Raw genomic sequence first — 26,579 nt, 5'->3', positions numbered from 1 at the left:
AGGATTCGAGTCGACAACGGCCCGGAATACGTCAGTGGCACCCTCATGGAATGGGCCGACAACCGGGGCATTGCCTTGGCATACATCCAGCCCGGAAAGCCTCAGCAGAACGCCTATGTCGAGCGCTACAACCGGACGGTCCGGCACGAATGGCTGGACTTATACATTTTCGAAAGCATCGAAGAGGTCCAGAAGATTGCCACCGAGTGGCTCTGGTCCTACAACCATGAACGCCCGAACATGGGCAACGGCGGGATGACACCTGCACAGAAACTGAAGATGGCCGCATAAATTTTACGACCAAGCCCCCGCAAAAACGGGGGGATTACCCCTAGCCACCTACGAACTGCGCGATCTTTCCCGCATGAAGATCGAAGACCATCGGCATCGGTTTTTTGATAGCGCTCGCCCCTCCTGGCGCACGATCACAGACCGACTTGGGAAAAAGGTCGTTCCTCGGGAATGGTTCTATGTTCTGCCTGAACATGTGGCAAAGGCGGTAAGGCTCATAGAGGCCGTCACACTGCACCTCTGCCGCTACGACCCATCGGTCCAAAAGATCGTGTCGATAGGGGACCAACCGACAGCCCCAAAAACCTCGACAAAGGTTCGAAGAATTCGTCGATATGGCGCTGTCCGGCATTCTTTTGGCGCCGGCGCCACATTTTGTTGGGGAATCCCTCCGCCCAAAAACAGCATGTGGGTGCGACTTTGTCGTCGCCTCCCTCTCAAGTGAATGGCCCGCCATCTGGCGGGCCGTTTTCTTTTGGCGACCATGACGCGGCGGATAAGGCCACGTTCACGGCATCGGGCATGGAAAAACCCGGCCAGACGGATCCGGCCGGGTTTCAGGGATGGACATGCGGGGCACCTGGCCCCGCACCATCATGGATCAGGCGTTGCGTTCAGCTGCCAAAGCTCCACCAGCCGCGCCGCTTGGGCCGGGCGCTGTCATTGGCGGTGTCGGCGGTTTCGGGCTGACGCGGGCTTTCCTTGACAGGTTCCGGCGCAGGCTGGGAGGTCGTGACCGGTGCGACCTCTTCCGCCACATCTTCTTTTGCCACGTCTGCTTCTGCCACGGGGGCGTCAGCTGCGGCATCGGCCTTGGGCTGTTCCGCGACGAGTTCTGGGGCGGTTTCCGCAACAGGCTCGGCAACCTCGGCGGGCGAGGTGGCTTCGGGCCGTTCGTTCACACCCGGCAGTTCTTCGGCGCGGGCATCGTCCTTGCTGTCGCGCAGATCGACCACCTCGGGCAGGCCCTTCTCTTCGGTGTTCGCCTTGCGACGATTGCGCGAACGCGAGCGGCGCGCAGGCTTGGCCTCCTCTTCCACCGGGGCTTCGGCCTCGACAGGCGCGGCTTCCGGCTCTGCGGGGGCTTCTTGCCCGGCTGCCTCGTCGCCGCTGTCCTGTGCCTCGGACGCGGTGTCCTCACCGGCGCCATCCTCGGCCCGGTCGCCCGATTTCCGGCGACGACGGCGACGGCGACGACGCGAGCGTCCCCCTTCACCCCCGTCATCATCCGTTTCCGGCGCCTTTTCCTCGGCCTTGGTCTGGCTTTCGGTCTGATCCTCGACCGCGTCCAGATCGATGTCGATCTCGTCGCCCTCATCGTCGATCTGTGCCATCAGGTCCGCATCGACCGACAGCGCCGCGTGCGGCACCTCGGCCACGACGCGGGTCGCGGTCTTGAACTTCTCGATCGCGTAATCCGGCGAGATCAGCGTCGGATCAGCCTCGACCCGGACCGACAGGCCGTAACGCGCCTCGATGCCAGCGATATGTTCGCGCTTGGCGTTGATCAGGAAGTTCGTCACGGCAACGGGTGCCTTGACCAGAACCTCGCGCGAGCGTTTGCGCGTGCCCTCTTCCTCGATCGCACGCAGGATGGTCAGCGCAAGGCTGTCATCGCTGCGGATCAGGCCGGTGCCGTGGCAATGCGGGCAAGGCTGGGTGGTGCTTTCCAGCATACCGGGGCGCAGACGCTGGCGCGACATCTCCATCAGGCCAAAGCCCGAGATGCGGCCGACCTGAATACGCGCGCGGTCCGATTTCAGCCGGTCTTTCATCCGCTTTTCAACGGCGGCGTTGTTCTTGCGCTCTTCCATGTCGATGAAGTCGATCACGATCAGACCGGCAAGGTCGCGCAGGCGCAACTGGCGGGCCACCTCGTCGGCGGCCTCGAGATTGGTCTTCAGCGCCGTGTCCTCGATCGAGCCTTCCTTGGTGGCGCGGCCCGAGTTCACGTCGATGGCAACCAGCGCCTCGGTCACGCCGATCACGATATAGCCGCCCGATTTCAGCTGCACGACCGGGTTGAACATGCCCGCCAGATAGCTTTCGACCTGATAGCGCGCATAAAGCGGCATCGGATCGGCATAGTTCTTCACGTTCTTGGCGTGGGACGGCATGATCATCTTCATGAAGTCCTTGGCCACGCGATAGCCACGCTCGCCCTCGACCAGCACTTCGTCGATCTCTTTGGAATACAGATCGCGGATCGTGCGCTTGATCAGATCGCCTTCTTCGTAGATCGGCGCGGGGGCGACCGACTTGAAGGTCACTTCGCGGATCTGTTCCCACAGGCGCAGCAGGTATTCGTAATCGCGGCGGATCTCGGTCCGGGTGCGCTGGCTGCCTGCCGTGCGAATGATCAGGCCGGCGCCCTGCGGAACGTCAAGTTCCGACGCGATGTCCTTCAGTTTCTTGCGGTCGGCGGCATTGGTGATCTTGCGGCTGATCCCACCGCCACGCGCGGTGTTCGGCATCAGGACGCAATAGCGGCCGGCCAGCGACAGATAGGTGGTCAGCGCGGCGCCCTTGTTGCCACGCTCTTCCTTGACCACCTGCACCAGCATGATCTGGCGAACCTTGATCACTTCCTGGATCTTGTAGCGACGCGGACGCGGCTTTTTGGGAACGCGGATTTCCTCGCTGACATCTTCCTCGGCGACGGATTCGATATCCTCGTCCTTGTCGTTGCCTTCGTCAGCGGTGTCATCGCCCTCGGCGGTGTCTGCCTCGGCGGTCGGGGCGTCGGCATCCTCGGCCTTGGGCTGCGCGTCATCATCCGATGCCGCCTCTTCCGAAACAGCCTCGTCGCTGACGGTCTTTTCGGCCTTGGGGGCGCGGCGCTTCTTGGCGCGGGCGTTATCCTCGGCTTCCTGGGCTTCGGCATAGGCCCGCTCTTCGGCGATCAGCGCCTCGCGGTCGGCTGCCGGGATCTGATAATAATCCGGGTGAATTTCGGCGAATGCCAGAAATCCGTGGCGGTTTCCGCCGTAATCCACGAAGGCCGCCTGCAACGAGGGTTCAACCCGCGTCACCTTGGCCAGATAGATATTTCCCGATATCTGCCGCTTGTTTACAGTCTCGAAATCAAATTCTTCGACCTTGGTTCCGTCGACCACGACCACCCGAGTTTCCTCGGCATGGGTGGCGTCGATCAGCATTTTCTTTGCCATTTATGTAACTTTCGCACAGCCCACGGCCGGGCGGCGCCAAGGGCGTGCCCGGTGTCTGGACGGTGCATGATTGGGGCGCGAGGCGTTGGGCGGCGATGGCAGATGGGACGTGCAGGCTGTTCGCCCGCCCCGTCCCGTTCCTTGCCTTCACCGCGCGCGTCATCGCGTCTGTTCCTTGATGGGACCATAACCCTTGCGAGGCAGGCCCGTGAGTGACATCGCCCCGGCATGTTGCGCCAAGGGGCGGGGGTTTTCCGCGTGGCACATGCCGCCCGAATTATGGGGACCAGAGGTGCCGCGCTGCGAAACTGTGGGCGCCGTCGCATCCCTGTGCGGGATCTTTCAGCGCATGGTTCCAACATAGAGAGGTTCGCACCATAAATTCAATGGTGAAAAGCGGATGACGGGCAGGTGACGGTCCCTGCGTCGCATTTTCGGCGGTTTTTCGGTTGCGGTAACGGAAATTCGCGCCCCACGTTCATTCGCGCGGCCACATACGTTGCAGGGGTTGCGCGCGTCTTTCAGGCCGCGGGTTTCCGAAAATTTTAAATGCGCCCGACAAACCCTTGTTTCCGCAATCTTTACGCCCTTCGCCGGCACCCGGCCCCGGTTTCACGCAGATTTAACGCTTCTTTCACGGGAGTGTCGCAACATCGACCTATCCACAACGCAAGGACTGGACAGGAGGCGAAACATGCCGGTCGTCAGGGTCGATGCAGGAAAGGCTGCGCCGCAGTCCCTTTGGGACGCGACCGATGCCATGACTGACGCCGCCCCGATTGTCGTGATGATCCACGGCTATCGCTATTCGCCGTCGCGCCCGTCCCACGACCCCCATCGCCACATCCTGTCGCTTAGCCCCGATCAAAGCTGCCGCCGCGCCCTGTCATGGCCGCGCGCGCTTGGCTTCGGGACCGGGACTGCCGACGAGGGGCTGGCGGTCGCCTTTGGCTGGGAAGCGCGGGGCACATTGGGCGGTGCCTATCGCCGCGCCGAGGATACGGGCCGCGCCCTTGCCAATCTGGTTGACCGCCTGTCGGATCGCACTGGCCGCCCGGTCGCGTTGATCGGACATTCGCTTGGCGGTCGGGTCGCGCTGCAATCCCTGCGATTTGCGCCTGCGGGCAGCGTCGGGCGGGTGTGCCTGCTGACCGCCGCCGAATTCCGCGATCAGGCCGCGCAGGCATTGGACAGCCCCGCCGGCCACCGCGCCGAGGTGCTGAACATCACCTCGCGCGAAAATGACCTGTTCGACTTCGCGATGGAGCTGTGGCTGGGTCGCGGGCGGCGTCAGGCATTGGGGTTCGGGCTGGACCACCCGGCACGCAACTGGATCGACGTGCAGATCGACGATGGGCCGACGCTGGACATGCTGGCCCAGATGGGCTTTCCGGTTGAACGCAACCCGCTGCGCCTGTCGCATTGGACGCCCTATCTGCGCGGCGGATTGTTCGATTTCTATCGCACCGCGCTGAAGCAGCCCTGGGCGCTGCCGATGCCGGTGCTGCGCGCCCGCCTGCCCGGCCGGATCGCGCCGCGCTGGTCACGGTTGCTGGACGGGCTGCCCGAACAGGGGCTTGCGCGGGGTTAGCCCTGGTCCTTGCCGTCCTTCTGCAACGCGTGATCGCGATACAGCCGCGCATTCGCCATCAGGAACAGGAACAGGATCAGCGGCAGACCAAAGGTCTTGAAATAGACCCAACTGGTTTCCGACATGGTCCGCCAGACAACTTCATTGGCCAGCGCCAGCCCAACAAACAGCAGCGTCATCCGCAGGGTCAGCTTGCGCCAACCCTCGGCATCCATGGGCAGCGCCTCGGACAGGACCAGTTGCAGCCAGTTCTTGCGGGCGAGCAGGCTGAAACCCAGCAGCGCCGCGAACAGCAGATAGATCATCGTCGGCTTCATCTTGAAAAAGCGCGGATCGTTCAGCCAGATCGACAGCCCGCCAAAGACAACGACCAGAACCAGCGTCGCGATCTGCATCGGCGCCAGCTTGCCGGTCAGCCACCACTGAACCGCCGTCGCCACGATCAGGACCGGCACGAAGATCAGCGTGGCAAAGACAAAGCCGCTATAGTCCTGACCGAACAGCTGCACGGTATCACCCCGGAACAGCATGAAACTGGCAAAGAATATCAGCACCGGGCCCAGTTCCAGCGCGCTTTTGACCCACGGTTTCATGTCGTTCTTCGGCGGCATCGTCCTGTCACCCTATGCTGCGAATTCCACGATCACCGCGCCCGCGGCGATCAGCGCCATCAGGATCGCCCTGACCGGCCCCACCTTTTCGCCCAGGATCAGCCAGCCGACAAGGGCCGCGAACACGGTCGAGGTTTCCCGCAGGACGGCCGCCCGGCCGACATCGTCGATCCGGGTGGCCAGCATGATCGACCCGAAACTCGCAAAGGCGACCAGCGCCCCCAGCACGCCGCGACGGGCAAGCGGCATCACCTCGGCGCGTGGCAGCGCGATCAGGCGGCGCAGGTTCCACAGCGGCATGAACAGCGAATCCAGCACGAAAAACCAGGCCAGAAAGGTGAATGGGTCGGCGGCAAGCCGGATCCCCCAGGCATCATAGGTCGTATACAGCGCGACCAGCGCCCCCGTCAGGACCGCATAGCCAAGCGCAGGCAACAGGGTCTCGCGCCCGAGGACCAGCCGCCGCAGGTTATAGCCGGCAAGCCCGAAGATGCTGCCCGTCAGCAGCAGGACCCCCAGCCACTGGACCAGATTGAAATGTTCGTGAAAGACCAGCCCGGCGGCGATGACCGCGAATAACGGCGCAGAGCCGCGCACCACCGGATAGACCACGGTATAGGCCCCGCGCTGATAGGTCAGCGCCTGCGCGACCTTGTAGGCAATGTGGATCGCCATCGCACCCAGCAACGCCAGCCACAGATCCGGCGTCGGCCAAGGCACGACGAACAGCGCGATCGGCAGCGCCATCAGGCCATAGGACAGGTCGATCGCGGCCCGCGACAGCCAGGGATCGTGCCGCCCCTTCTGCAGGGCACCGAACAGCGCGTGAAGAAAAGCCGCCGACAGCGCCAGCATCGAGGCGATGCGCGCGCCTTCAGGCGTTCCGGCAATCGAAGTGACCCATTCGCTCATGCGCCGGACATTGCGCCCCTTTGCAGAAACTGCAAGGGCGAAACGCGATCAGTCCAGTCCGATCGCCGCCAGAATGGGCCCGGGCAAGCCCTTGGGCCCCATCTCGCGCTGCACAAGGATCACGTGGCGCGTATCGGCCGGAAAACGGTCGTCGGGGATGCCTTCGGGGCTGATCGTCAGGCGCAGCGGCGCGCGGCCATCCCAATCGGCAAGATGGTTCAGCGACAGGACGACATTGGTATAGGTCATCGCGCGGCCGCGGTTTTCCCCCTCTTCGATCTGGACCCGGCGTTCCGGCGCATAGCGGACCAGCAGCACATCGACCGGGCCACCCAGGTCGGACAGCGGCAGCACCTCGACCTGATCGCCGCGCGGGGTATCCTCGCGCTGAATGTTGACCAGCGCGGGAGACACGCGATTCGCGTCGATCAGCCCCATCAACTGCGCCGGTCCGGGTGCGACGGCGGTATCCTGCCCGTCGACGATCATCTGCGGCGTATAGACACCACGTTCACCCGCGACCTTGGCATAGCCCTGTTGGCGACGGCTGAATTCGGGCCGGGCAAAACTGTCGGGCCAGCCCAGGTAATCCCAGTAATCGACATGGAAGGACAGCGGCAGAACATCGGGTTGCTGTGCCAGACGGCCCAGCATGGCATCGGCGGGCGGGCAGGATGAACAGCCCTGCGAGGTGAACAGCTCGACCACCACGGGCGAAAAGTTTGGCGCCAGATCATCCGGCGGCGGCGGCATGTCGCCTGCGGAAAACCCGTTAAAGCTGGGCCGGGTGAATTCCTCGAAACGGTCCGCCTCGGTCGGCGCGGTGCGGCTGGGTTCGTCCGGTGCCGCGATCACCGGGGCCTGCACATCGTCGAAGGTCTTCAGCGACTCGGTCACGACATCGCCCGGATCATAGCTTTGCCCGAAGGCGGCGCCCGACAGACAGAACGCCAGCACAGGCCCCAGCATCCCTGCCGTCATCCTGGTCATCGCCGGTCTCGTTCCGTCCATGTGTCGGGCCGCTGTCATCATCGCCGTCTCGCGTTGCTTCGCCTTTCATCATGCATATCGGCTGGATGCGGACAGGAACAATCAACGCTTTGTTAGCCGGGCCGTGAATGGGGCACCGTGCCACTTGAGCCACAGTGCCGGCTATGGTATGCCATTGCATACAAACCACGACAGATGCCCTTGCACATGCCCCGTCATATAGGGCACATCAGAATGACGGACGCCCGACCCCATCCAATCTTGCAGACAGGGAGGCCCTGATGCCCATTCAGACCGGATCCGATACCGCAAAGACCCGCCGCACGCTTGAGGTCGGCGGTCAGAAGGTCGATTATTATTCCATCGATGCCGCGACCGAAGCCGGTCTTGGCGATTTTTCCAAGCTGCCCGCCGCGCTGAAGGTGGTGCTGGAAAACATGCTGCGTTTTGAAGATGACGGTCGCACCGTCAGCACCAAGGACATCAAGGCATTCGCGGAATGGGCGGAAAAGGGCGGCCAGAACCCGCGCGAAATCGCCTATCGCCCCGCCCGCGTCCTGATGCAGGACTTCACCGGCGTTCCCGCCGTGGTCGATCTTGCCGCCATGCGTGACGGCATCAAGTCCCTGGGCGGCGATGCGCAAAAGATCAACCCGCTGAACCCGGTCGATCTGGTCATCGACCACAGCGTGATGATCGACGAATTCGGCAATCCCCGCGCCTTCCAGTTCAATGTCGAACGCGAATATGAACGCAATCTTGAACGCTATACCTTCCTGAAATGGGGCCAGAAGGCGTTCCGCAATTTTCGCGTCGTTCCGCCCGGCACCGGCATCTGCCATCAGGTGAACCTGGAATATTTGGCCCAGACCGTCTGGACCGACACCGACCAGAACGGCACCGAAGTCGCCTATCCCGACACGCTGGTCGGCACCGACAGCCACACCACCATGGTCAACGGTCTGGCCGTTCTGGGCTGGGGCGTCGGCGGGATCGAGGCCGAGGCCGCGATGCTGGGTCAGCCGATCTCGATGCTGATCCCGGATGTGGTCGGTTTCAAGATCACCGGCGCGATGAAGGAAGGCGTGACCGCCACCGACCTTGTGCTGAAGGTGGTGGCGATGTTGCGTGCCCACGGCGTCGTCAGCAAGTTCGTCGAATTCTATGGCGACGGTCTGGACAACATGCCGCTGGCCGATCGCGCGACCATCGCCAACATGGCCCCCGAATACGGCGCCACCTGCGGCTTCTTCCCGATCGATCAGGAAACCCTGCGCTATCTGGAACAGACCGGCCGCGACAAGGACCGCATCGCGCTGGTCGAAGCCTATGCCAAGGCCAACGGCCTTTGGCGCGACGCCGATTACGCACCGGTCTATACCAGCACGCTGGAACTGGATCTGGCCGATGTCGTGCCCGCGATTTCCGGCCCCAAGCGCCCGCAGGACCACACGCCGCTGAACGAGTCCGCCGATGCGTTCCTGAAGATGGTGCGCGGCGTCCGCTTTCCCGACGTTCCGGAATCCGAGGAAACCGACTGGCGCGAAGAGGGTGGCGCACGCGAACCGGGCTATGTACCGGGTGGCCGCCACAAGGGCTTTTCCGAAGGCGAGGTCGAGGGCGAGGGTTACAAGCTGCATGACGGCAGCATCGTGATCGCCTCGATCACCTCGTGCACCAACACCTCGAATCCCTATGTGATGATCGCTGCCGGTCTGGTGGCGCGCAAGGCGCGGGAACTGGGTCTGGATCGCAAGCCCTGGGTGAAAACCTCGCTGGCGCCGGGGTCGCAGGTGGTCAGCGAATATCTGAACGCCGCCGGCCTGCAGGACGATCTGGACGCGATCGGGTTCAACCTTGTCGGCTATGGCTGCACCACCTGCATCGGCAATTCCGGCCCGTTGGAGCCCGCGATCTCGAAGTCGATCAACGACAATGACCTGATCGCCGTGTCGGTCCTGTCGGGCAACCGCAACTTCGAAGGCCGGATCAGCCCGGATGTGCGCGCGAACTATCTGGCCTCGCCGCCGCTGGTGGTGGCCTATGCGCTGGCGGGCGACATGAATATCGACCTGACCCGCGATCCGCTTGGTACCGACAAGGACGGCAACCCGGTCTATCTGAAGGACATCTGGCCATCGTCGCAGGAAGTGTCGGACATGGTCCACAGCGTCGTCACCCGCGAGATGTTCCAGTCGAAATACGCCGATGTCTTCAAGGGCGACGCACGCTGGCAGGGGGTCGAGGTCACTGACAGCGAAACCTATGACTGGCCGTCCAGCTCGACCTATATCCAGAACCCGCCCTATTTCCAGGGCATGTCGCAGGAACCGGGCACGATCAGCGATATCAAGGGCGCACGCGTTCTGGCACTGCTGGGCGACATGATCACCACCGACCACATCAGCCCCGCCGGGTCGTTCAAGGAAACCACCCCGGCAGGGAAATACCTGACCGATCGGCAGGTGCCGCCGCGCGAATTCAACAGCTATGGCTCGCGTCGCGGCAACCACGAGGTGATGATGCGCGGCACCTTCGCCAATATCCGCATCAAGAACGAGATGCTGGATGGCGTCGAGGGCGGCTATTCGAAGGATGTGAACGGTCAGCAGGCCTCGATCTATGATGCGGCCATGTCCTATCAGGATCAGGGCACCCCGCTGGTCATCGTGGGCGGTGCCGAATATGGCGCGGGGTCGTCGCGCGACTGGGCGGCCAAGGGCACCAACCTGCTGGGCATCAAGGCCGTGATCGCCGAAAGCTTTGAACGGATCCACCGTTCGAACCTGGTCGGCATGGGCGTGATCCCGTTCGAGTTCACCGAAGGCGCGACCCGCAAGACGCTGAACCTGACCGGCGACGAGGTCATTTCGATCGAGGGGCTGGAAGGCGACTTCAAGCCGCTGGCGCTGGTCGATGCGACGATCAAATATGCCGATGGCACCGAAAAGGCGATCAAGCTGAAGGCCCGCGTCGATACCGAGGTCGAGATCGAATACCTCAAGAACGGCGGCGTTCTGCACTATGTGCTGCGCAATCTTGCCGCGTCCTGATCGCGGGCGGGCGACGCCTGCCTGACGTGACAGACATCACAGCCGCCGGGGTGATCCGGCGGCTGTTTTCATGTCGGTGCTGTCCGTCGCGCCGGGCTACAGCGCCCCTATCACGCCATCGACCGCGCGGCCCAGACGGTCGACCATCAGATCCAGCTCCGCCTCGGAGGCGATGAAGGGCGGGGCCAGCAGGACGTGATCGCCGTTGCGCCCATCGCGGGTGCCGGGCATCGGGTAGCAGACAAGCCCCTCGGCAAAGGCGGCCTTTTTCAGCCGCCCCGCCAGCCCAAACGCCGGATCGAAGCTTTGCTTGCTGGCCCGGTCGGCGACCAGTTCCACCCCCAGGAACAGCCCGCGCCCGCGAATATCCCCGATATGGGCATGCTGCCCGAAACGCGCCTGCAACGCCGCCCGCGCATGATCGCCGCGCTGACGGACCTGGGCGATCAGGTCCTGTTCCAAAATCTCTTGCAGCACGGCCAGTCCGGCCGCCGCCGCGACCGGATGCCCGACATAGGTATGCCCATGCTGAAAAAAGCCGGTGCCCTGCGCGATGCTGTCATAGATGCCCGCGCTGCACAGCATGGCGCCGATGGGCTGATAGCCGGCGCCCAGCCCCTTGGCGATGCACAGGATATCCGGCGCGACCCCGTCGGCGTCGCAGGCGAACAGATGGCCCGTCCGCCCCATGCCGCACATCACCTCGTCAAGGATCAGCAGGACGCCATACCGGTCACAGATCTCGCGAACGCGCCTGAAATATCCGGGCACGGCGGGCACCGCGCCCAGTGTCGCGCCCACGACCGGCTCGGCGATGAAGGCCATCACGCTGTCCTCGCCCAGACGCAGGATTTCGGCCTCCAACTCATTCGCGACGCGCTGGCCATACGTCTCGGGTGTTTCGTCGTCCCGACGTTCCGCATAGTCATAGCAGGGGGCGATATGGCTCATCTCGACCAGCAAGGGGCCGAATTGCTGCCGCCGCCACGCATTGCCGCCCGCCGACAACGCGCCGATCGTATTGCCGTGATAGCTTTGGCGGCGGGCGATCAGGTGGCGGCGCTGGGGCTGGCCGCGTTCGACATGATATTGCCGCGCCAGCTTGATCGCGCTTTCGACGGCCTCGGACCCGCCGGACACGAAATAGACCCGATCCAGATCGCCCGGCGCCTGAGAGATCAGCAGATCGGCCAGACGTTCCGCAGGATCGGATGTGAAGAAACCGGTATGCGCGAAGGCCAGTTGGTCGACCTGCGCCTTGACCGCCTCGCGCACGCGGATGTTGGAATGTCCCAGGCAGGACACTGCCGCGCCGCCCGATCCGTCGAAATAGCGTTTGCCGTCGCTGTCGATCAGAAAGCAGCCCTCGCCGCCAACGGCGGTGGGCAGCGTGGCGTGACAGTGGCGGGGGAATACATGGCTCATCACGGTTGCCTTTCAAGCAAGGATCGCAGCGCGGCGACCGAGGCCGCGTTGTCGGGATAAGGGGTGCCGTCGGCATCCGTCAGGCTGTTCTCGAAACCGACGCGCAGTTGGCCGCCCTGCGTGGCCGCCGCCGCTAGGCAGGCATGTTCGCGGGTGCCAAAGGCACAGACCATCCAGTCGCGCGCATCGGGCAGCGCGGCACGGAACGGAGCCAGATCGGCCGGGCTGGATTGCTGATTTTCGCGGTAACGGCCCAGAACGAACAGAACCTGATCCTGTTCGGGCGCAATGATGCCCGCATCCCGCCACGCAACCATCTGCGCGATATCGGCGGTGTCATACAGGATATGCTGGACGCGAATGCCCTGATCGGCGCACAGACCATAAACCTGCCCCGCCAGTTCCGGCGCCCGCGCGATTTCCCGGACCGAGACCGAGGCCCAGTGCGGCCGCAGATCGCGCAGGCAGGCCAGCTGGGCCGCGACATCAAAGACGCCCGCGGCCTCGGTCGTGATCTGTACCGTCATCTGCGGCACATGCGCGGCGATTTCGGCCAGCGCCTCGCGATAGCGTCCGGCATCCAGACTGTGCCCGCCTTGCCCGTCACGCACATGCAGGTGCAGCGCATCGGCCCCCGCGCGATGACAGGCGACCGCTGTAAGGGCGATCTGATCGCTGGTCACCGGCAGGGCGGGATGATCCCCCCTGCCCCGGCGTGCGCCATTTGGCGCGACCATGATGAAGGGCCGATTGACGGGATGGGTCATGTCGCGATGTCGCTTCCGGCTGCTGAAAGATCGTATAACCGTTGCGAAAATAACTTAAACCGTCAATACAGGCACAAAATAACAGATGTTATGAAAATGTGATGGACCCTTCCCTGCGCATCCGCACCCTTGCCCGCCTGAAAGAGGCGATGCCCGACCTGTCGCGTAGCCTGCAACAGGCGGCGAAATACGTGATCGACAACCCGTCCGATTTCGGGCTGGATTCCATCCGTGACACTGCGGCGAAATCCGGGGTCAGCACCTACACGCTGGTTCGGCTGGCAGAATGGGCGGGTTTTCAAGGCTTTGACGAATTTCGGAATCCGTTTCGGCAGGCGCTGGTTTCGGCGGCGGCCGGGGGCGATCCGCCCGATTGGGTACACAGCCTGCGGCAATCGGGCGGGTCGGGCGGGGTTCAGGCGGATGCCGCCGAAAACGCCATCGCCATCGTGCAGCGGTCCCTGCGTCGGATCAGGCCGGATCAACTGGATCGCGTGGTGACCCTGCTGACACAGGCCCCGGCGGTCTATCTGACCGCGATCCGCGCCAGCTTTGGCCTGGCATATTACCTGCATTATGTCGGGCGCATGGCGCTGCCGCGGATGCAGTTGATCCCGCGGCAAATGGGCAGCGCGATCGACGAATTGCACATGGCCCAACCCGGCGAAGTGCTACTGGCGATCACCTTCACCCCCTATTCGCGCGAAACCATCGAAGCCTGCGCCTTTGCCCGCCGGAAGGGCCTGAAACTGATCATGATTTCCGACAGTGATATTGTCTCGCCCGAATTTCAGGCCGATGAAACGCTGATCGCCTCGGTCCTGTCGACCCATGATTTCGGCTGCTATTCCGGCGCGATGGCGGTGATCGAAACGCTGATCGCGGCCCTGGTGGATCGTGGCGGCGCAGCCGCGCGTGACCGAATCGCATCCTATGACCAGTTACGGCAGGAACGGCAGGATTACTGGAGCGCGACGAAAAAACGCTAGTTTTTCGCGATCCGCGCTGCGGAAACACGGAACCTTGCGCCGCCCTGGTCCGTGGGCGGATTGCACATGCGGGAAAACACTGACAATAAGCGTCGGAAATATCCTGATCGCCCGACGAAATCTGGAAACCTTTCATGACCCGCATTGCAGCCCCCCTTCTGACCGCGTTCCTGACCATGGCCGCGACGACCGGCGCACAGGCGCTGGAACTTGAACATTCCCAAGGTGTGACCAAGCTGGACGGCCAGCCGGAAAAGGTGCTGATCCTTGATATCAACGCGCTGGACATTGCCGATGCGATGGGTGCCGAACCGGCGGGCGTCTTGAACAGCAATCTGCCCGACTATCTGTCGCGCTATGGCAGCGACGAATTTCTGAAGGTCGGCAGCATTTTTGAACCCGACTACGAAACCATCGCCGCCAGCGACGCCGACCTGATGATCGTCGGCACCCGCAGCGCGCCTGCGTTTGAACAGATCTCGGCGATTCTGCCGACCGTGGATCTTAGCCTTGGCGACGATCTGTTCGCCTCGGTTCAGCACAATATCGGCGTTCTGGGCCAGATCTTCGGCAAAGAGGACAAGGCCCAGGACATGATCGCCGAATTGCAGGCAAAGGTCGATCATGTCAGCCAGCAGGCGCCCCATGCGGGCACCGCGCTGATCCTTGTGACCAATGGCGGCAAGCTGGGCGCCTATGGCCCGACCTCGCGCGTGGGGTGGATCCACAGCAAGCTGGGCTTTGCGACGGTCGAACAGGGGATCGACGACCGCTTTCATGGCGGCGATGTGGTGTCCTATGAATATGTTCTGGAAAAGAACCCCGACTGGCTGTTCGTGATAGACCGCGATGCCGGCGTCGGTGAGGCCGGCCAGGGTGCCAAGGCCGCGCTGGACAATCCGCTGATCGCCCGGACCAGGGCGATGCAGTCGGGTCAGGTCGTCTATCTGGATCCGCATGCCGCCTATATCACCTTCGGCGGCTATACCGCGCTGAACACGCTTCTGGATCAGCTGTCCGCCGCGCTGTCCCGGTCCTGATGATCCGATGCCGGTGCTGGCGATTGCCATAGCGATCAATCTTGGGCTGGCCGCGCTGAGCCTGTTCGTGGGCGTGTCGCAGGTCAGCCTGTCGGGCCTGTGGGCCGGGCAGGACGATCAATGGCTGGTCCTGATCGAAAGCCGCCTGCCCCGCATGGCGGCGCTGATCCTTGCCGGGGCGACCATGGCCATCGCGGGCGTGCTGACGCAGACCCTGATCCGCAACCGCTTTGTCGAGCCCTCGAATACCGGCATGATGGAGGCTGCGGGCCTTGGCCTTCTGTTGATGATGCTGCTGTTTCCCGCTGCGCCGATCATCGCGAAAATGGCCGTGGGCACCGTGTTTGCAATGGCCGGGACCGCGATCTTTCTGGCGATCCTGCGCCGCGTGCCGATGCGCGACCCGATGCTGGTGCCGCTGATCGGCATCATGCTGAGCGGGATCATCTTTGCCGGGTCCAGCTTTGTGGCCTATCGCTTTGACATGGTCCAAAGCCTGCTGGCCTGGACACAGGGCGATCTGTCGGGCGTGATGCGCGGGCGTTACGAATTGCTGTGGCTGGCCGCGGTCGGCGCGGGTCTGGCATGGTTTGCGGCCGACCGCTTTACCGTGGCGGGGCTGGGCCGCGACATGGCCTCGTCACTTGGGCTGTCGCATGGCCGGGTGGTCGCGCTGGGGCTGGCGATCGTGTCGCTGGTGACGGCCATCGTCGTCGTCTCGGTCGGGATGATCCCGTTTCTGGGGCTGATCGTGCCGAATATCGTCAGCCTCGCGCTTGGCGACAACATGCGCCGCGCCATCCCCTGGGCCGCAATCGGGGGCGCAGGGCTGGTACTGTTTTGCGACATTCTGGGGCGCGTCATCATCATGCCATACGAGGTGCCGGTGGGCACGATCATGGGCGTGATCGGCAGCGCCGTGTTCCTGTGGCTGATCGCGGGGCGGCGTCGTGCCGCGTAACCGCCGACCGCAACTGGCGCTGGCGGCGCTTGGGCTGCTGACGGCGGGGCTGATCCTGGCCTTCATGACCGTGGGTGCCAAGGGCAACTGGGATTTCATCCTGCCTTTCCGGGGGCGCAAGCTGCTGGGCCTGGTGATCATCGCCCATGCCGTCGCCTGTTCGACCGTGCTGTTTCAGACCGTCACCTCGAACCGCATCCTGACGCCCGCGATCATGGGCTTCGATTCGCTGTTCGTGCTGTGCGCGACCCTGCTGGTGACCGCCTTCGGCAGCACCGCAATGGCCGGGTTCGACCCACGGCTGATCTTTGCGGCCAATGCGGTCCTGATGGTCGCGGCGTCGATGGCGCTGTATCGCTGGCTGTTTCGCGACGGGACCGAGGATCTGCACCGGATTCTGCTGATCGGCGTGGTGGTCGGGATCCTGTTCCGCAGCCTGGCCGAGTTTCTGCAACGGATGCTGGATCCGAATGAATTCATGGTCCTGACCGACATGATGTTTGCCAGCTTCAATGCCGTGCCGCTGGACCTGCTGGGCGTGGCCAGCCTGCTGGTCGGGCTTGTGACACTGTGGCTGATCCCGCGACTGCCCCGACTTGACGTGATGGCCCTGGGCCGCCCGGTCGGCATCAATCTGGGGCTTGATTGGCGACGCGAGACGATGGCCGTGCTGGTCGCCATTTCGGTGCTGGTTTCGGTCTCGGTCGCGCTGGTCGGCCCGATCCTGTTCTTCGGGCTGATGGCTGCGGCGCTGGCGCATCTGGCGGTCGGCAGTTCGGCCCATCGCCATGTCCTGCCCGCCGCCAGCCTGATCGCCGTCAGCCTGCTGGTCGGTGGTCAGATGCTGCTGGAACGCGTCTTTGCCTTCGACACCGCCCTGCGCATTCTGGTCGAGTTCGCAGGCGGCATCATCTTCATCACCCTTCTGGTCGCGCGAGGCCGCCGATGATCCGCATTCAGAACATCACCAAATCCTTTGGCCGGACGCAGGTCTTGCAGGATGTCTCGCTGGACCTGCCCGAGGGGGGCGTGACGGCCTTGATCGGGCCGAATGGCGCGGGAAAGTCCACATTGCTGTCGATCATCGCGCGGCTTGCACCGGCGGATGGCGGACGGGTCAGCATCGACGGGCTGGACGCGCATCAGGCCCCCAGCGCCGATCTGGCGCGATTGATCGCCATGCTGCGGCAGGACAACCACCTGACCGCGCGACTGACCGTGCGCGAGCTGATCGGCTTTGGCCGCTTTCCGCATTCGGGCGGTCGCCTGAACGCCGCCGATCAGGCCGCCATAGATCGTGCCGTCGCCTATCTGGATCTGGCCGAACTTCAGCATCGCTTTCTGGATCAGCTATCGGGCGGGCAGCGTCAGCGCGCCTTTGTCGCCATGACCATCGCGCAGGAAACCAAATACCTGCTGCTTGACGAACCCCTGAACAATCTGGACATGAAACATGCCCGCGCCATGATGCGGCTGTTGCGGCAGATATCGCAGGATCTGGGCAAGACGGTTCTGGTCGTGCTGCATGACATCAATTTCGCATCCTGCCATGCCGATCGCATCGTCGCGATGAAGGACGGGCGCATCTTCGCCACGGGAACGCCCCGACAGATCGTCGCGCCCGAGGTGCTGGCCGATCTGTATGAAACCGATATCCCGGTCCATGACATCGACGGTCGCCGTATCGCGGCATTCTATGACTAGGCATGAAAAAAGGGGCGGTGAACCGCCCCTTTTTCTTTCGGGTAAACCGATCGCCCGAAACTTACTTCGAAGCTGCAGCCGTGGTGGCTTTCTTGACGGCAGCCTGCGTGTCGCGGGTCGCCTTTTCAGCGGCTTTCTGGGTTTCCGAAGCCATGTCCTTGCCAGCGGTCAGCATCAGATCGACGGTGTCCATCTGAACTTTCTTGGCGACTTCGGCGAAGGAAGCCATGTGCTCGGCAGCGACTTCAGCCGAGGCCGACGCGAAATCGGTCATCGCCTTGGCGTAGTCCGAGGGCTCTTCCTTGGTGGCGGTCAGCTCACCCATGCGGGCGATGGTGTCCTTGGCCCACTGGGCCGAAATCTCGGTCGAACGCTCGGCAGCGGTCAGCGAAACCTTTGCCAGCTTTTCGGCCAGTGCGGTCTGCGACTTGACGGCATCCTGCATCGAGCTGGTGTCGACCGGGAAGTTGGCCATCATGTCCTGAAAGGTTTTTGCGAAATCGGGGGCTTTTGCCATGTCGTTCACTCCTAATTCGTCGCGGCGACTGGGAGGAAGGAAAGGGCGCCGCGTAGTTCCGTTTCCATGCAGACAATATGAATGCTGCACCGCAGCATTTCAAGTGTTTTGCGCTGCGGTGCAGAAAAAATTTGGGTTTGTCAGGCTGGCCGCGCAAGCCGTTGAGCACGCGAAAAAATTTACGCGACTTCACCCTGCGCGTTCATGGACATAGCTGCCCGGCGCGGCTTCAAGGCCCTCTTCGGGGCTGCGTGCGGGCACCATCCGGCCCGCCCTTTCGGCCAGCCATGTCCCCCAGCTGGGCCACCAGCTGCCGGCATCGAAGGCTGCCGATTCGCGCCAGGCCTCGGCTCCGTGACGGAAATCGCGGCCACCGGTGTAATGCCCGTATTTCTTGCGCGTCGGCGGATTGACGATGCCGGCGACATGGCCGGATTCCGATAGAAGGAAGGTCTTGTCATCGGACCCCATCTGGGCCACCCCGCGCCAGCAATCGCGCCAGGGCGCGATGTGATCGCCTTCGCACGCGACCGCGCAAAGCGGCACCTTCACATCGGAAATATGCAGGCGATGCCCCATCAGGTCAAAGCCGTCCCCCGCGAACAGGTTCTGCTGGCAAAGCCCGCGCAGATACTGGATCGCCATCCTGCCCGGCAGGTTGGTGCTGTCGCCGTTCCAGTACAGCAGGTCAAAGGCCGGCGGCGCCTCGCCCAGCATATAGCTGCGCACGGCAGGCCCCCAGACAAGGTCATTGGCGCGCAGGAAGCTCATGGTGCGTGACATCAGGGGGGCGCGCATCAGGCCGTGACGCTCGACCTCTTCGGCGATGCCGTCCACGAAATCGTTCTGAAGGAAATTGACGAATTCGCCCTGCTCGGAAAAATCGGTCAGCGTGGTGAAAAAGGTCGCGCTGTTCACGCGGTCATCGCCGCGCTTGTTCAACAGCGCCAGCGCCATCGACAGCGTCGTGCCCGCGATGCAATAGCCGACCGCGTTCAGGCGGTGCTGGCCGGTCAGGTCGCGCACCTTGTCCATCGCGTCGATATAGGCCGCGATGTAATCCTCGATCCCGGTGTCGGAATAGCTGGCATCCGGGTTCTTCCAACTGACGACGAACAGGCTGTGCCCCTGCCCCACAAGCCAGCGGATCAGGCTGTTCTGGGGCTTCAGGTCCAGAATGTAGAATTTGTTGATCCAGGGCGGAAAGACGATCAACGGCAGTTCATGCACCTGATCGGTGGTCGGCGCATACTGGATCAGCTCGAACAGGGGCGTGCGATGCACCACACGGCCTTCGGCGGTGCCGATATTCTCACCCACCGAGAAGGCGTCCCTGTCGGCCAGCGACACGATCATCTCGCCGCCATGTTGTTCGACATCGCGCACCAGGTTTTCCAGCCCCTTGACCAGGCTTTCCCCTTCGGTCTGGACGGCACGCTCCAGCGCGTCGGGGTTGGTCGCCAGAAAATTCGTCGGCGACATCATGTCGATGATCTGGTTGGTCAGCCAGTCCAGCCGCCGCCTTGCGGTGCCATCTGACAGATCCAGTTCGTCCGTCGCGCGTTTCAGCGCCTCGGCATTGGTCAGGTATTGCCGCTTGACCAGCTTGAAATAGGGATGACTTTGCCACAGCGGGTTCTGGAACCGCTTGTCTGCGGGGCTGTCATCCTCGGGCGCGTGAAAGCTGCCCTTGGCCAGTTCCATCTGCGCCTTGGTATAGTTTTTCAGCGTCTCGCCCCAGTAGTTCACCTGCTGTTCGATGACGCGGGCGGGCTGTTCGGCCAGCATCTTCATCCAGGCGCTGGTCGCCGTCATGGCCAGTTCCGGCCCCGGCCCCTCGACCCCCGGATTGGGCATCTTCCGCTCGCTGAGCGCGGAAAACAGCCGATGGCTGAGGGCCTCGATCCGTTCGATATTGTCGGCCAGCTTCTGGGCAGCGGGCGCAGTTGCCCCCATCTGCTCGGCCATGGCCTGCGGATCCAGTGGCGAAACCGGGTCCTGTTCCCGTGCCGCCTCGCTTGCGCTGACCGATGCGGCCTTCGACATCTGGGCTTCGGGCTGAACGGCGGCGGATTTGCGGCGCGGCGCGCGCGGTTTTTTCGGCGCAGGTGCCGCCTTGTCCTTGGTCGTGCTGCCTGTCCGCGCGGCGGCGGCCTTGCCCCCGCCCTGTCGTTTTTCGGCACTGCCCGAGGTCGCGGCGGGTTTCGTGCTTGCCGCGCGACGACGTGCCGGTGCCTTTTTGGCAGGGCTTGGGTCCGGCGTTGCAGGCGCTGCGTCAGCGTCCCCCGTGCCCGCATTCGAATTGCTGGACTGGTCTGGACGACGTGCCATGAATCGGCTCCCCCTTATTCAACCTTGATGATACCCAGCATGCCGTGACGGGGTAAAGCAAGCTTTTCTCTGGATTTTGCACCCCGATCCCAAGTAACCTTGTTGCTGCAATGCAGCAAAGGTGAACAGCCATGCCGATCAAGGGTATCAAGGGCGTCGTTTCTTATGATGCGATGGAAACGATCCGGAACACCAATGAATGGTTGGGGGCCACGGCCCGGGCCCTTGGCTCTTACCCCATGTTTGCGCTGAACCCCCACCCGGTGTTCAAACTGATGAGCGCGTGGGGCCGCGTCACCGAACGCAGCTTTGCCCGCATGGTGATCAAGCCCGATTGGGAAATCCCGCCCATCGCGGGCGAGGACGGGCAGGATCACATCGTATATGTCGAACCGGAAATGCGCCGCCCCTTCGGCGATCTTGTGCATTTCCGCGTCGCGCGCCGCACCCCCAGCGCGCGCAAGGTGCTGCTGGTCGCGCCGATGTCGGGGCATTACGCCACGCTGATGCGCTCGACCGTGACCTCGCTGCTGCCCGATTGCGAGGTGTATGTGACCGATTGGCACAATGCCCGCGACATTCCCGTCAGCGAAGGCAAGTTCGATATCGAGGATTACACCCGCTATCTGGTGGACTTCATCCGTCATCTGGGCCCGGACACCAATGTCATCGCCGTCTGCCAGCCCGCCCCGCTGGCGCTTGCCGCGGCGGCGATCCTGGCCGAGGACGACCCCAAGTCCCAGCCCCGCACGCTGACCCTGATCGGCGGTCCCGTCGATCCGGACGCCGCCGCGACCGAGGTCACCGATTTCGGCAACCGCGTGACCATGGGCGAACTGGAACATATGATGATCCAGTCCGTCGGCTTCAAATATCGCGGTGCCGGGCGCATGGTCTATCCCGGCCTCGCGCAGCTGTCCTCGTTCATCGCGATGAATGCCGAAACCCATGCCAAGGCGTTCACCGACAAGATCTTCAACGAGGCCCGCGGAACCGCGACCGAGGGCGACAAGCACAACAAGTTCTACGATGAATATCTTGCCGTGATGGACATGACGGCCGAATTCTATCTGTCCACGGTCGAACGCATCTTCAAGAATCTCGAGATCGCGCAGAACCGCTTTACCGTCGAGGGCAAGCCCGTCGATATCGGCAAGATCACCGAAGTCGCGGTGATGACTGTCGAGGGTGCCAATGATGACATCTCGGCCCCCGGACAATGCGTCGCCGCCCTGGATATGTGCACCGGCCTGCCCGACAGCAAGAAGGCCCAGCATCTGGAACCCGGCGCGGGCCATTACGGTATCTTCGCCGGCAAGTCATGGCGCCTGAATATCCGCCCGCTGGTCCTTGATTTCATCGACGAACATGCCGGCACGCCCGAGGAAACCCGCCCCAAGCGCCGCCGCAAGACCGGCGATCCCAACCCCGATTGCGGCGCGCAGGACCCGATGGACAGCGGCAAGATGGCCGTCTGACCGGCAGGAACTTTCGACCGTCGGTCAGGTTGATCCCGTGAACGCCGCACATGCAGCGGCAGAAAGGATCGACATGACCGACAATCTTGAAAAATTCTGGGGCCGCCTCGACGACATCAACACCGGGATGCTGGGCGCAACCAGCGATCTGCGCCTTGTCCCGATGTCGCATTATGTCGACCGCAAGACGGGCTGCCTGTGGTTCATCACCGCCAAGGGCACCGAGCTTGCCACTCAGGCCGCGTTGGGCCCGAAGGACGCAATCCACATCGTCAGCGATGCGCGCGAAGGCCTGTACACGCGCATCCACGGTCAGCTGTCCCTGTCGGAGGACCGTGCCAAACTGGACGAGCTGTGGAATGCCGTTGCCGCCAGCTGGTTCGAGGATGGCAAGCAGGACGAGGATGTGCAGCTGCTGCAATTCCGCCCGACCAAGGCCGAGGTCTGGACCACGGACGGCAGCCTCGCCTTCCTCTACGAAATCGCCAAGGCACACCTGACCGATCAGAAACCCGACATGGGCGACCATTTCTCGGTTGCGCTGTAACAAGTATCGTGGCCCAATCGTGCTGGGACTGCACCTCATGAACCCAGAACGATAGACTGGCGTAGCTTTAAAACTCCGACAGCGGGCGCAACGCCTGTCCATCAAAGCCGTCGAAGTGCGACCCTCGAAGCGGGTCGGTTCGGTGATCTAGGTGGGCAGGCGCCCCAGCAGGCAATGCCGCAACCGCCCGACAGGCCGGGCATCATTTATGGCGCCGCCGGGGCTGTCACGGTACAGGCGGATCAGTGTGACAAGATTTCCCAGATCGGTCGCCGCATCAACATCCGCGAACAGATAGGACATCTTGCCCGGACAGGTCAGCGACACCGCGATCGGCTTGCCGCAGGAAAGCATGCAGCGGGAATCGACGACTTCAATCATCCCGAATTCGGCCGATGTCGAAAGACGGGCCCGCAGCCGTGCTGCAAGGTCCGGTCCGGCAGGGGCCGCATCAACATCCGCGCAGCTGCGGCAGATGAAGATCTTGTGCATTCTTTCGGTCGCCACGGGCTTGCGCGTTCCATCTGCCAATTGCATCGACCCCGACTATCCGGATCGGCGCACCACGGGGTCAAGACGAAACCTGCCGATCGCATCCTGTCATGGGCAAACAGACAGTTGCCACAGCCCCTAATGTGCGATCTTATATGGTGGCGGCGGCCGCAAATTTTCACGACGTGCAAAACGCCAAGCCGTCGCCCGCCCGGATCCGCAGAAAAAGATTGCTGCCTATATTTTCAGCATCAAGCAAACTTGCATCACGATACGTCCTCAATACCACTGATTTTTTTTCGTTACTTATCATAATTCTGCTAAATATTCCAATTTTCAGGCAGATTCCGGGCCGAGATGCGCGCCAGCCCCATCCGGTGACGCCGTTTCCGGTGCATCCTGGAATTTTTTCTTGTTGGACCTGCAACCTCATGCCACGATTGATGACAGATCGGTGATAAATCGGTCTTTGAAATAAGCGCGACAAGCGCATGGCAAAGTGGCCCCCACGTTCTCTTGGAACATGGGGGCCTTTTTTATGCTCAGCACGGAGGAGCGACGATGAAGTTGCAACAATATCTGGGCGGTCTTGAAAACGTGGGCCCCGTCAGCACGGAAAAGCGGGTCTTCGTGGAAGACTGGGAAAAACAACTGTTCGGTGTCCACATGTGCATGATGGGAACCGGCATCTGGGCCTGGCCGCATCTGCGCGTGAAGGCAGAGGGCATGAGCCCGCTCGACTACTTCAAGTACCGCTACTACATCAAATGGCTTGGCGGCATGTGCGCCTATCTGATCGAGCGGAACTATATCGACCAGGCCGAACTGGACGAACTGACCGATTATTACCTTGAAAATCCGGACGCGCCGATGCCCCAGAAAGGCAACCCGGCAATCACCGACCGGGTCGTCGACTACATGTTCACCGGCGACGATCCCTATCGTGATGTCGCGCTGAACCCGGTCTTCAAGGTCGGCCAGCAAGTGCGGGTACTGGACCCTGCATCTGCCGTGCATACCCGTCTGATCGGCTATCTGCGCAACAAGGTCGGTGTCGTCGAAGAGGTCTATCTGGTGTCGCCCGTGTCGATGTTCATCGGGGCCTGTTTCGCCTTCATCTCGACCAAAGGGTTCGAATTTCTGGTCGACCGGCCCAAGGCGGCGGTCTGAGGCCGGTCTGAGCTACTTCCCATCTCTTGGACAGGATCTGGCGTAAATTAAGCTACTCTTTGCACCTGCTGATCGGGGGGGGTGATATCATTTCTCTGCCAGTAGGCCAGCGCCGGAGGCTTGCCGCCCAGGGCTGAATGCGGGCGCTGGTGGTTGTAGAAGGTCATCCATTTCCGAATGGCCGCCTTTGTCTCCGAACCGGTCTCCCAGGCATGCAGGTAGACGCACTCGTATTTGAGAGTGCGTCACAGCCTCTCGATGAAGATGTTGTCGAGGGTGAGCTTGCGAACGTCCTTCCCATCCATCGATATGCGCACGCCAGATCGTCGGAGCCGGTCCGTCCAGGCAAAGGACGTGAACTGGGACCCTTGATCCGTATTCATTATCTCTGGCGGGCCGAACTTGTGGATGGCCTCGGTCAGCGCCTCGACACAGAAGTCGGCCTCCAGCGTGTTCGAGATCCGCCAGGACAGGACCTTGCGGGTGTGCCAGTCCATGATCGCCACGAGGTATAGGAACCCGCGTCGCATGGGCAGGTAGGTGAACCCATGCGCGTCAATAGCGGCAACGTTTCGATCGACATGACTTTGCACGATCAGAAGCGCGTCTGCGAGCGTCGTCGCATTGGCTTCCATTAATGTGCCGACGCCTTCGACCAACGTCGTCGACAGCGGCTTCGCCCGCGCCCGCTCAGCGCATAGGATAGGCAGGAGCAGTCGCTGCTGCGACGCCTCGTGGAAGTCGCTGAGCGATTGCGCGTAGCGTTCCGTCTGAACCCGGTCAGCGCTCTGAAACGCCGTCGCGTTGATCTTGAATTCGATCACGCCGACGACGCCGGGCGCGAGCACAACCGCATCGATCCGTTTTGCAAGCCGCAGCAACGGGATTTCGAGGAGGAGCTGCCAGTCGTCGCAGGGCGAGCCTAGCTTTGCGAAGCTTTCCTTCAGGATCTCGATTTCGCGCTCCCAGGCGCGAAGTTGCTCGGCCTCCGCGGCGGCGTGGAAGGCAACGTGGCGAGATGACAGCCTGCCGATGATCGCGTCATCTTCGGTGATGCGAAACTCTGAGATAGGCGCAGCATAAAATGAACGGCCCGTGCGACGACCGAAGGTTTGCGGTTGGTCAGCCTCGTCCAGGTCAGGGGATAAGCTCATCGCGTCTTAAGCCACTTGCTAAAAACCCATGAAGTCATGGAACTTAGCATAGGTCGCAAGTGGACGGACTCACAAGAGCAACGATTTACAGAAGGCTACTGCCTCGCGTGGTCTCGCATCACCGCGTAGTCTGCCAGCATCTCGGCGATTGCCGACCCTTCCGGAAAGCGTCGTGGTTACCACGAACCCGAGCCTCAGCGGATGGGCCAGCGTCTTTGGCGACGCTAAGATGACCACCGCGCTCCTCTAGCAGCTGACCCATCACTGCCATGTCCTGGAAAGCGGCATCGTTAGTTATCGCTTCAAAGCCGGCTCTGAAACCGCGAAAAGGAAGAGCAAGGAAACACCGACATTGACCCCATCATGAAAACACCGACGTACTGACAGGCGGGGCAATTATCGATGACAATGCTGGGTCAGCTCTCCGTGACGGCCAGCACTCAGGTCAACATGAACCCGCGCCGCGTTCCACCGCTCTCCTCACGTGTCGCAGAAAGGCGATTTCAAGAGCGGACCTGCTGTGAGAGGCGCGCTGGATAATCCCAATTGGGCGCAGAAAGGCGGTGCTGTCGAGTGGCAGGAAGTCGATGGCATGGGCGTGACCCGACAACACCGTCGGCAGTCGCGGCATGACGGTGATCAGATCGGAGCCGGCGACCGCCTTGTAGGCGGTCTCGGTCGAATCCGTGTCGAGCGCGACTTCGAGCGACGTGACCCCGAACCGCGCAAGCCCGTCTTCGGTCTGGATCCGCAGATAGCTGCCACGGGAATGGACGACCCAGCGTTGCGTCTCAAGATCCTGCGGCAGGATTTCACGCTTGCGCGCAAGCGCATGGCCCTTGCGGCAGACGATGCCTAGCATGTCCTCGGCCAATGTTTCGGACTCGAGCTGCACGTCTGTGGCATGCGGACGCGACGGCCCGATGACCTGGTTGACCTGTCCGGTCGACAGTTGCGTCTCCAACTCCGCAAGCAGACCGACGCGCAACTCGACGCGACAGCCCGGATGCGTAGACAGGAACTCTGTCAGGATCGGCGCCAGAAAATTGTCGGCCAGCGATGGCGGCGTGCCGATCAGCAGGCTGCCCGCCTGGCCGGTTGCGATATGCTGCGCATAGGCCTGCGCCTGTTCATCGGCGGCCAGCATCATCAGCCCGAAGCGAGCGAAGGTCGTACCGAGCTCGGTGGCGACGGATTGCCGTCCGATCCGTTCAAAAATCGGCGCGCCAAGGCGTACTTCGAGCTTCTTCATGTTCTTGCTTAGCGCCGGTTGTGCCACGCCCAGCTTAGCCGCCGCCGCCCCGTAGGAACCGCACTGCACGATGGTGGCCAGCTGAATAAGATGTTTCGGGTCAATCTGCATAGCAGGGTCCTTGGGCAGGGCAA

Annotated in this window: 21 protein-coding genes and 2 pseudogenes; 12 read left to right on the top strand and 11 right to left on the bottom strand. The window is 62.6% G+C overall.

From position 1 onward, the window contains the following. Window positions 1-291, top strand: a 291-nt coding sequence (locus BMX67_RS16925; RefSeq protein ID WP_139206556.1) for an integrase core domain-containing protein, incomplete at its 5' end; no start/stop codon positions are given. Between the two features lie 614 nt (window positions 292-905). Here BMX67_RS16925 and BMX67_RS16920 read toward each other — a convergent pair. Further along, window positions 906-3,461, bottom strand: a complete 2,556-nt coding sequence (locus BMX67_RS16920) for an Rne/Rng family ribonuclease (protein ID WP_090737493.1) — start codon at window positions 3,459-3,461, stop codon at window positions 906-908. Between the two features lie 694 nt (window positions 3,462-4,155). Between BMX67_RS16920 and BMX67_RS16915 the strand changes: the two genes are divergently transcribed. After that, window positions 4,156-5,052, top strand: a complete 897-nt coding sequence (locus tag BMX67_RS16915) for an alpha/beta fold hydrolase (RefSeq protein WP_090737491.1) — start codon at window positions 4,156-4,158, stop codon at window positions 5,050-5,052. Here the strand turns inward: BMX67_RS16915 and BMX67_RS16910 are convergent. Genes BMX67_RS16910 through BMX67_RS16900 form a run of 3 tightly spaced genes read right to left on the bottom strand, consistent with a single transcriptional unit; the run spans window position 5,049 to window position 7,565 of the window. Next, window positions 5,049-5,663 (bottom strand): inner membrane-spanning protein YciB, encoded by a 615-nt coding sequence (locus tag BMX67_RS16910; protein WP_090737489.1) that lies wholly within the window; start codon window positions 5,661-5,663, stop codon window positions 5,049-5,051. The two genes, BMX67_RS16915 and BMX67_RS16910, sit on opposite strands and share 4 nt — an antisense overlap. A 12-nt stretch (window positions 5,664-5,675) precedes the next feature. Further along, the gene (locus tag BMX67_RS16905; RefSeq protein WP_090737486.1) at window positions 5,676-6,575 is read right to left on the bottom strand and encodes a DMT family transporter; all 900 of its coding nucleotides are present in this window, start codon (window positions 6,573-6,575) and stop codon (window positions 5,676-5,678) included. 48 nt (window positions 6,576-6,623) lie between these two features. Further along, window positions 6,624-7,565 carry a DUF1223 domain-containing protein gene (locus BMX67_RS16900; protein ID WP_175479955.1) on the bottom strand — a complete coding sequence of 314 codons (942 nt, stop codon included), beginning with the start codon at window positions 7,563-7,565 and terminating at the stop codon, window positions 6,624-6,626. A 281-nt stretch (window positions 7,566-7,846) separates the two neighbouring features. Between BMX67_RS16900 and acnA the strand changes: the two genes are divergently transcribed. Continuing rightward, window positions 7,847-10,618 (top strand): aconitate hydratase AcnA, encoded by a 2,772-nt coding sequence (acnA, locus tag BMX67_RS16895; protein WP_090737482.1) that lies wholly within the window; start codon window positions 7,847-7,849, stop codon window positions 10,616-10,618. A 96-nt stretch (window positions 10,619-10,714) separates the two neighbouring features. Here the strand turns inward: acnA and BMX67_RS16890 are convergent, their stop codons facing one another. Both BMX67_RS16890 and BMX67_RS16885 read right to left on the bottom strand, forming a co-directional pair. After that, a complete protein-coding gene (locus tag BMX67_RS16890; RefSeq protein WP_090737480.1) occupies window positions 10,715-12,043 on the bottom strand; it encodes an aspartate aminotransferase family protein in 1,329 nt (442 codons plus the stop codon). Then, window positions 12,043-12,810 (bottom strand): beta-keto acid cleavage family enzyme, encoded by a 768-nt coding sequence (locus tag BMX67_RS16885; protein WP_090737478.1) that lies wholly within the window; start codon window positions 12,808-12,810, stop codon window positions 12,043-12,045. Before BMX67_RS16885 ends, BMX67_RS16890 begins: the two co-directional genes overlap by 1 nt. A 101-nt stretch (window positions 12,811-12,911) precedes the next feature. On the opposite strand from BMX67_RS16885, the gene BMX67_RS16880 reads away from it, so the two are divergent. The 5 genes from BMX67_RS16880 to BMX67_RS16860 all read left to right on the top strand — a co-directional run bounded on the left by BMX67_RS16880 (window position 12,912) and on the right by BMX67_RS16860 (window position 17,504). Then, window positions 12,912-13,799: a MurR/RpiR family transcriptional regulator gene (locus BMX67_RS16880; RefSeq protein WP_090737476.1), complete on the top strand. Its 888-nt coding sequence runs from the start codon at window positions 12,912-12,914 to the stop codon at window positions 13,797-13,799. Window positions 13,800-13,933: 134 nt separating this feature from the next. Next, a complete protein-coding gene (locus BMX67_RS16875) occupies window positions 13,934-14,839 on the top strand; it encodes a siderophore ABC transporter substrate-binding protein (RefSeq protein WP_090737474.1) in 906 nt (301 codons plus the stop codon). 7 nt (window positions 14,840-14,846) lie between these two features. Further along, window positions 14,847-15,800: an ABC transporter permease gene (locus BMX67_RS16870; protein ID WP_090737472.1), complete on the top strand. Its 954-nt coding sequence runs from the start codon at window positions 14,847-14,849 to the stop codon at window positions 15,798-15,800. Next, window positions 15,790-16,749, top strand: a complete 960-nt coding sequence (locus tag BMX67_RS16865; RefSeq protein WP_217645899.1) for an iron chelate uptake ABC transporter family permease subunit — start codon at window positions 15,790-15,792, stop codon at window positions 16,747-16,749. Before BMX67_RS16870 ends, BMX67_RS16865 begins: the two co-directional genes overlap by 11 nt. Then, a complete protein-coding gene (locus BMX67_RS16860; RefSeq protein WP_090737470.1) occupies window positions 16,746-17,504 on the top strand; it encodes an iron ABC transporter ATP-binding protein in 759 nt (252 codons plus the stop codon). The genes BMX67_RS16865 and BMX67_RS16860 overlap by 4 nt, the downstream gene beginning before the upstream one ends. Before the next feature lie 61 nt (window positions 17,505-17,565). Here the strand turns inward: BMX67_RS16860 and BMX67_RS16855 are convergent, their stop codons facing one another. Together BMX67_RS16855 and phaC are read right to left on the bottom strand one after the other, a co-directional pair. Further along, complete coding sequence (locus tag BMX67_RS16855) at window positions 17,566-18,021, bottom strand: Phasin (protein ID WP_090737468.1); 456 nt, start codon at window positions 18,019-18,021, stop codon at window positions 17,566-17,568. Between the two features lie 189 nt (window positions 18,022-18,210). Further along, window positions 18,211-19,989, bottom strand: coding sequence for a class I poly(R)-hydroxyalkanoic acid synthase (gene phaC, locus BMX67_RS16850; protein ID WP_245739504.1), 1,779 nt, complete (start codon window positions 19,987-19,989; stop codon window positions 18,211-18,213). A gap of 494 nt (window positions 19,990-20,483) precedes the next feature. Here phaC and phaZ point away from each other — a divergent pair, with 494 nt between their 5' ends. Then, a complete protein-coding gene (gene phaZ / locus BMX67_RS16845) occupies window positions 20,484-21,830 on the top strand; it encodes a polyhydroxyalkanoate depolymerase (RefSeq protein WP_425438987.1) in 1,347 nt (448 codons plus the stop codon). Window positions 21,831-21,903: 73 nt separating this feature from the next. After that, window positions 21,904-22,377, top strand: a complete 474-nt coding sequence (locus tag BMX67_RS16840) for a pyridoxamine 5'-phosphate oxidase family protein (RefSeq protein ID WP_090737464.1) — start codon at window positions 21,904-21,906, stop codon at window positions 22,375-22,377. 147 nt (window positions 22,378-22,524) lie between these two features. On the opposite strand, the gene BMX67_RS16835 is transcribed toward BMX67_RS16840, so the two are convergent. After that, window positions 22,525-22,869, bottom strand: a complete 345-nt coding sequence (locus BMX67_RS16835) for a DUF1636 family protein (protein WP_090737497.1) — start codon at window positions 22,867-22,869, stop codon at window positions 22,525-22,527. Window positions 22,870-23,430: 561 nt separating this feature from the next. On the opposite strand from BMX67_RS16835, the gene BMX67_RS16830 reads away from it, so the two are divergent. After that, window positions 23,431-24,039, top strand: a complete 609-nt coding sequence (locus BMX67_RS16830; protein ID WP_090737462.1) for an SH3-like domain-containing protein — start codon at window positions 23,431-23,433, stop codon at window positions 24,037-24,039. Window positions 24,040-24,086: 47 nt separating this feature from the next. Here BMX67_RS16830 and BMX67_RS19925 read toward each other — a convergent pair. Next, window positions 24,087-24,581 (bottom strand): annotated as a pseudogene (locus BMX67_RS19925) (transposase); the annotation flags it as partial. 778 nt (window positions 24,582-25,359) lie between these two features. On the opposite strand from BMX67_RS19925, the pseudogene BMX67_RS19805 reads away from it, so the two are divergent. Further along, window positions 25,360-25,560 (top strand): annotated as a pseudogene (locus BMX67_RS19805) (ATP-binding protein); the annotation flags it as partial. A gap of 78 nt (window positions 25,561-25,638) precedes the next feature. Here the strand turns inward: BMX67_RS19805 and BMX67_RS16810 are convergent. Next, window positions 25,639-26,556 carry a LysR family transcriptional regulator gene (locus tag BMX67_RS16810; RefSeq protein WP_090737456.1) on the bottom strand — a complete coding sequence of 306 codons (918 nt, stop codon included), beginning with the start codon at window positions 26,554-26,556 and terminating at the stop codon, window positions 25,639-25,641. Window positions 26,557-26,579: the final 23 nt, after the last annotated feature.

The organism is Paracoccus homiensis, assembly GCF_900111675.1.
In the GTDB taxonomy this organism is placed as follows: domain Bacteria; phylum Pseudomonadota; class Alphaproteobacteria; order Rhodobacterales; family Rhodobacteraceae; genus Paracoccus; species Paracoccus homiensis.
The sequence above is the reverse complement of the archived record's forward strand: the minus strand, read 5'-3'. Positions and strand labels throughout refer to the sequence as shown.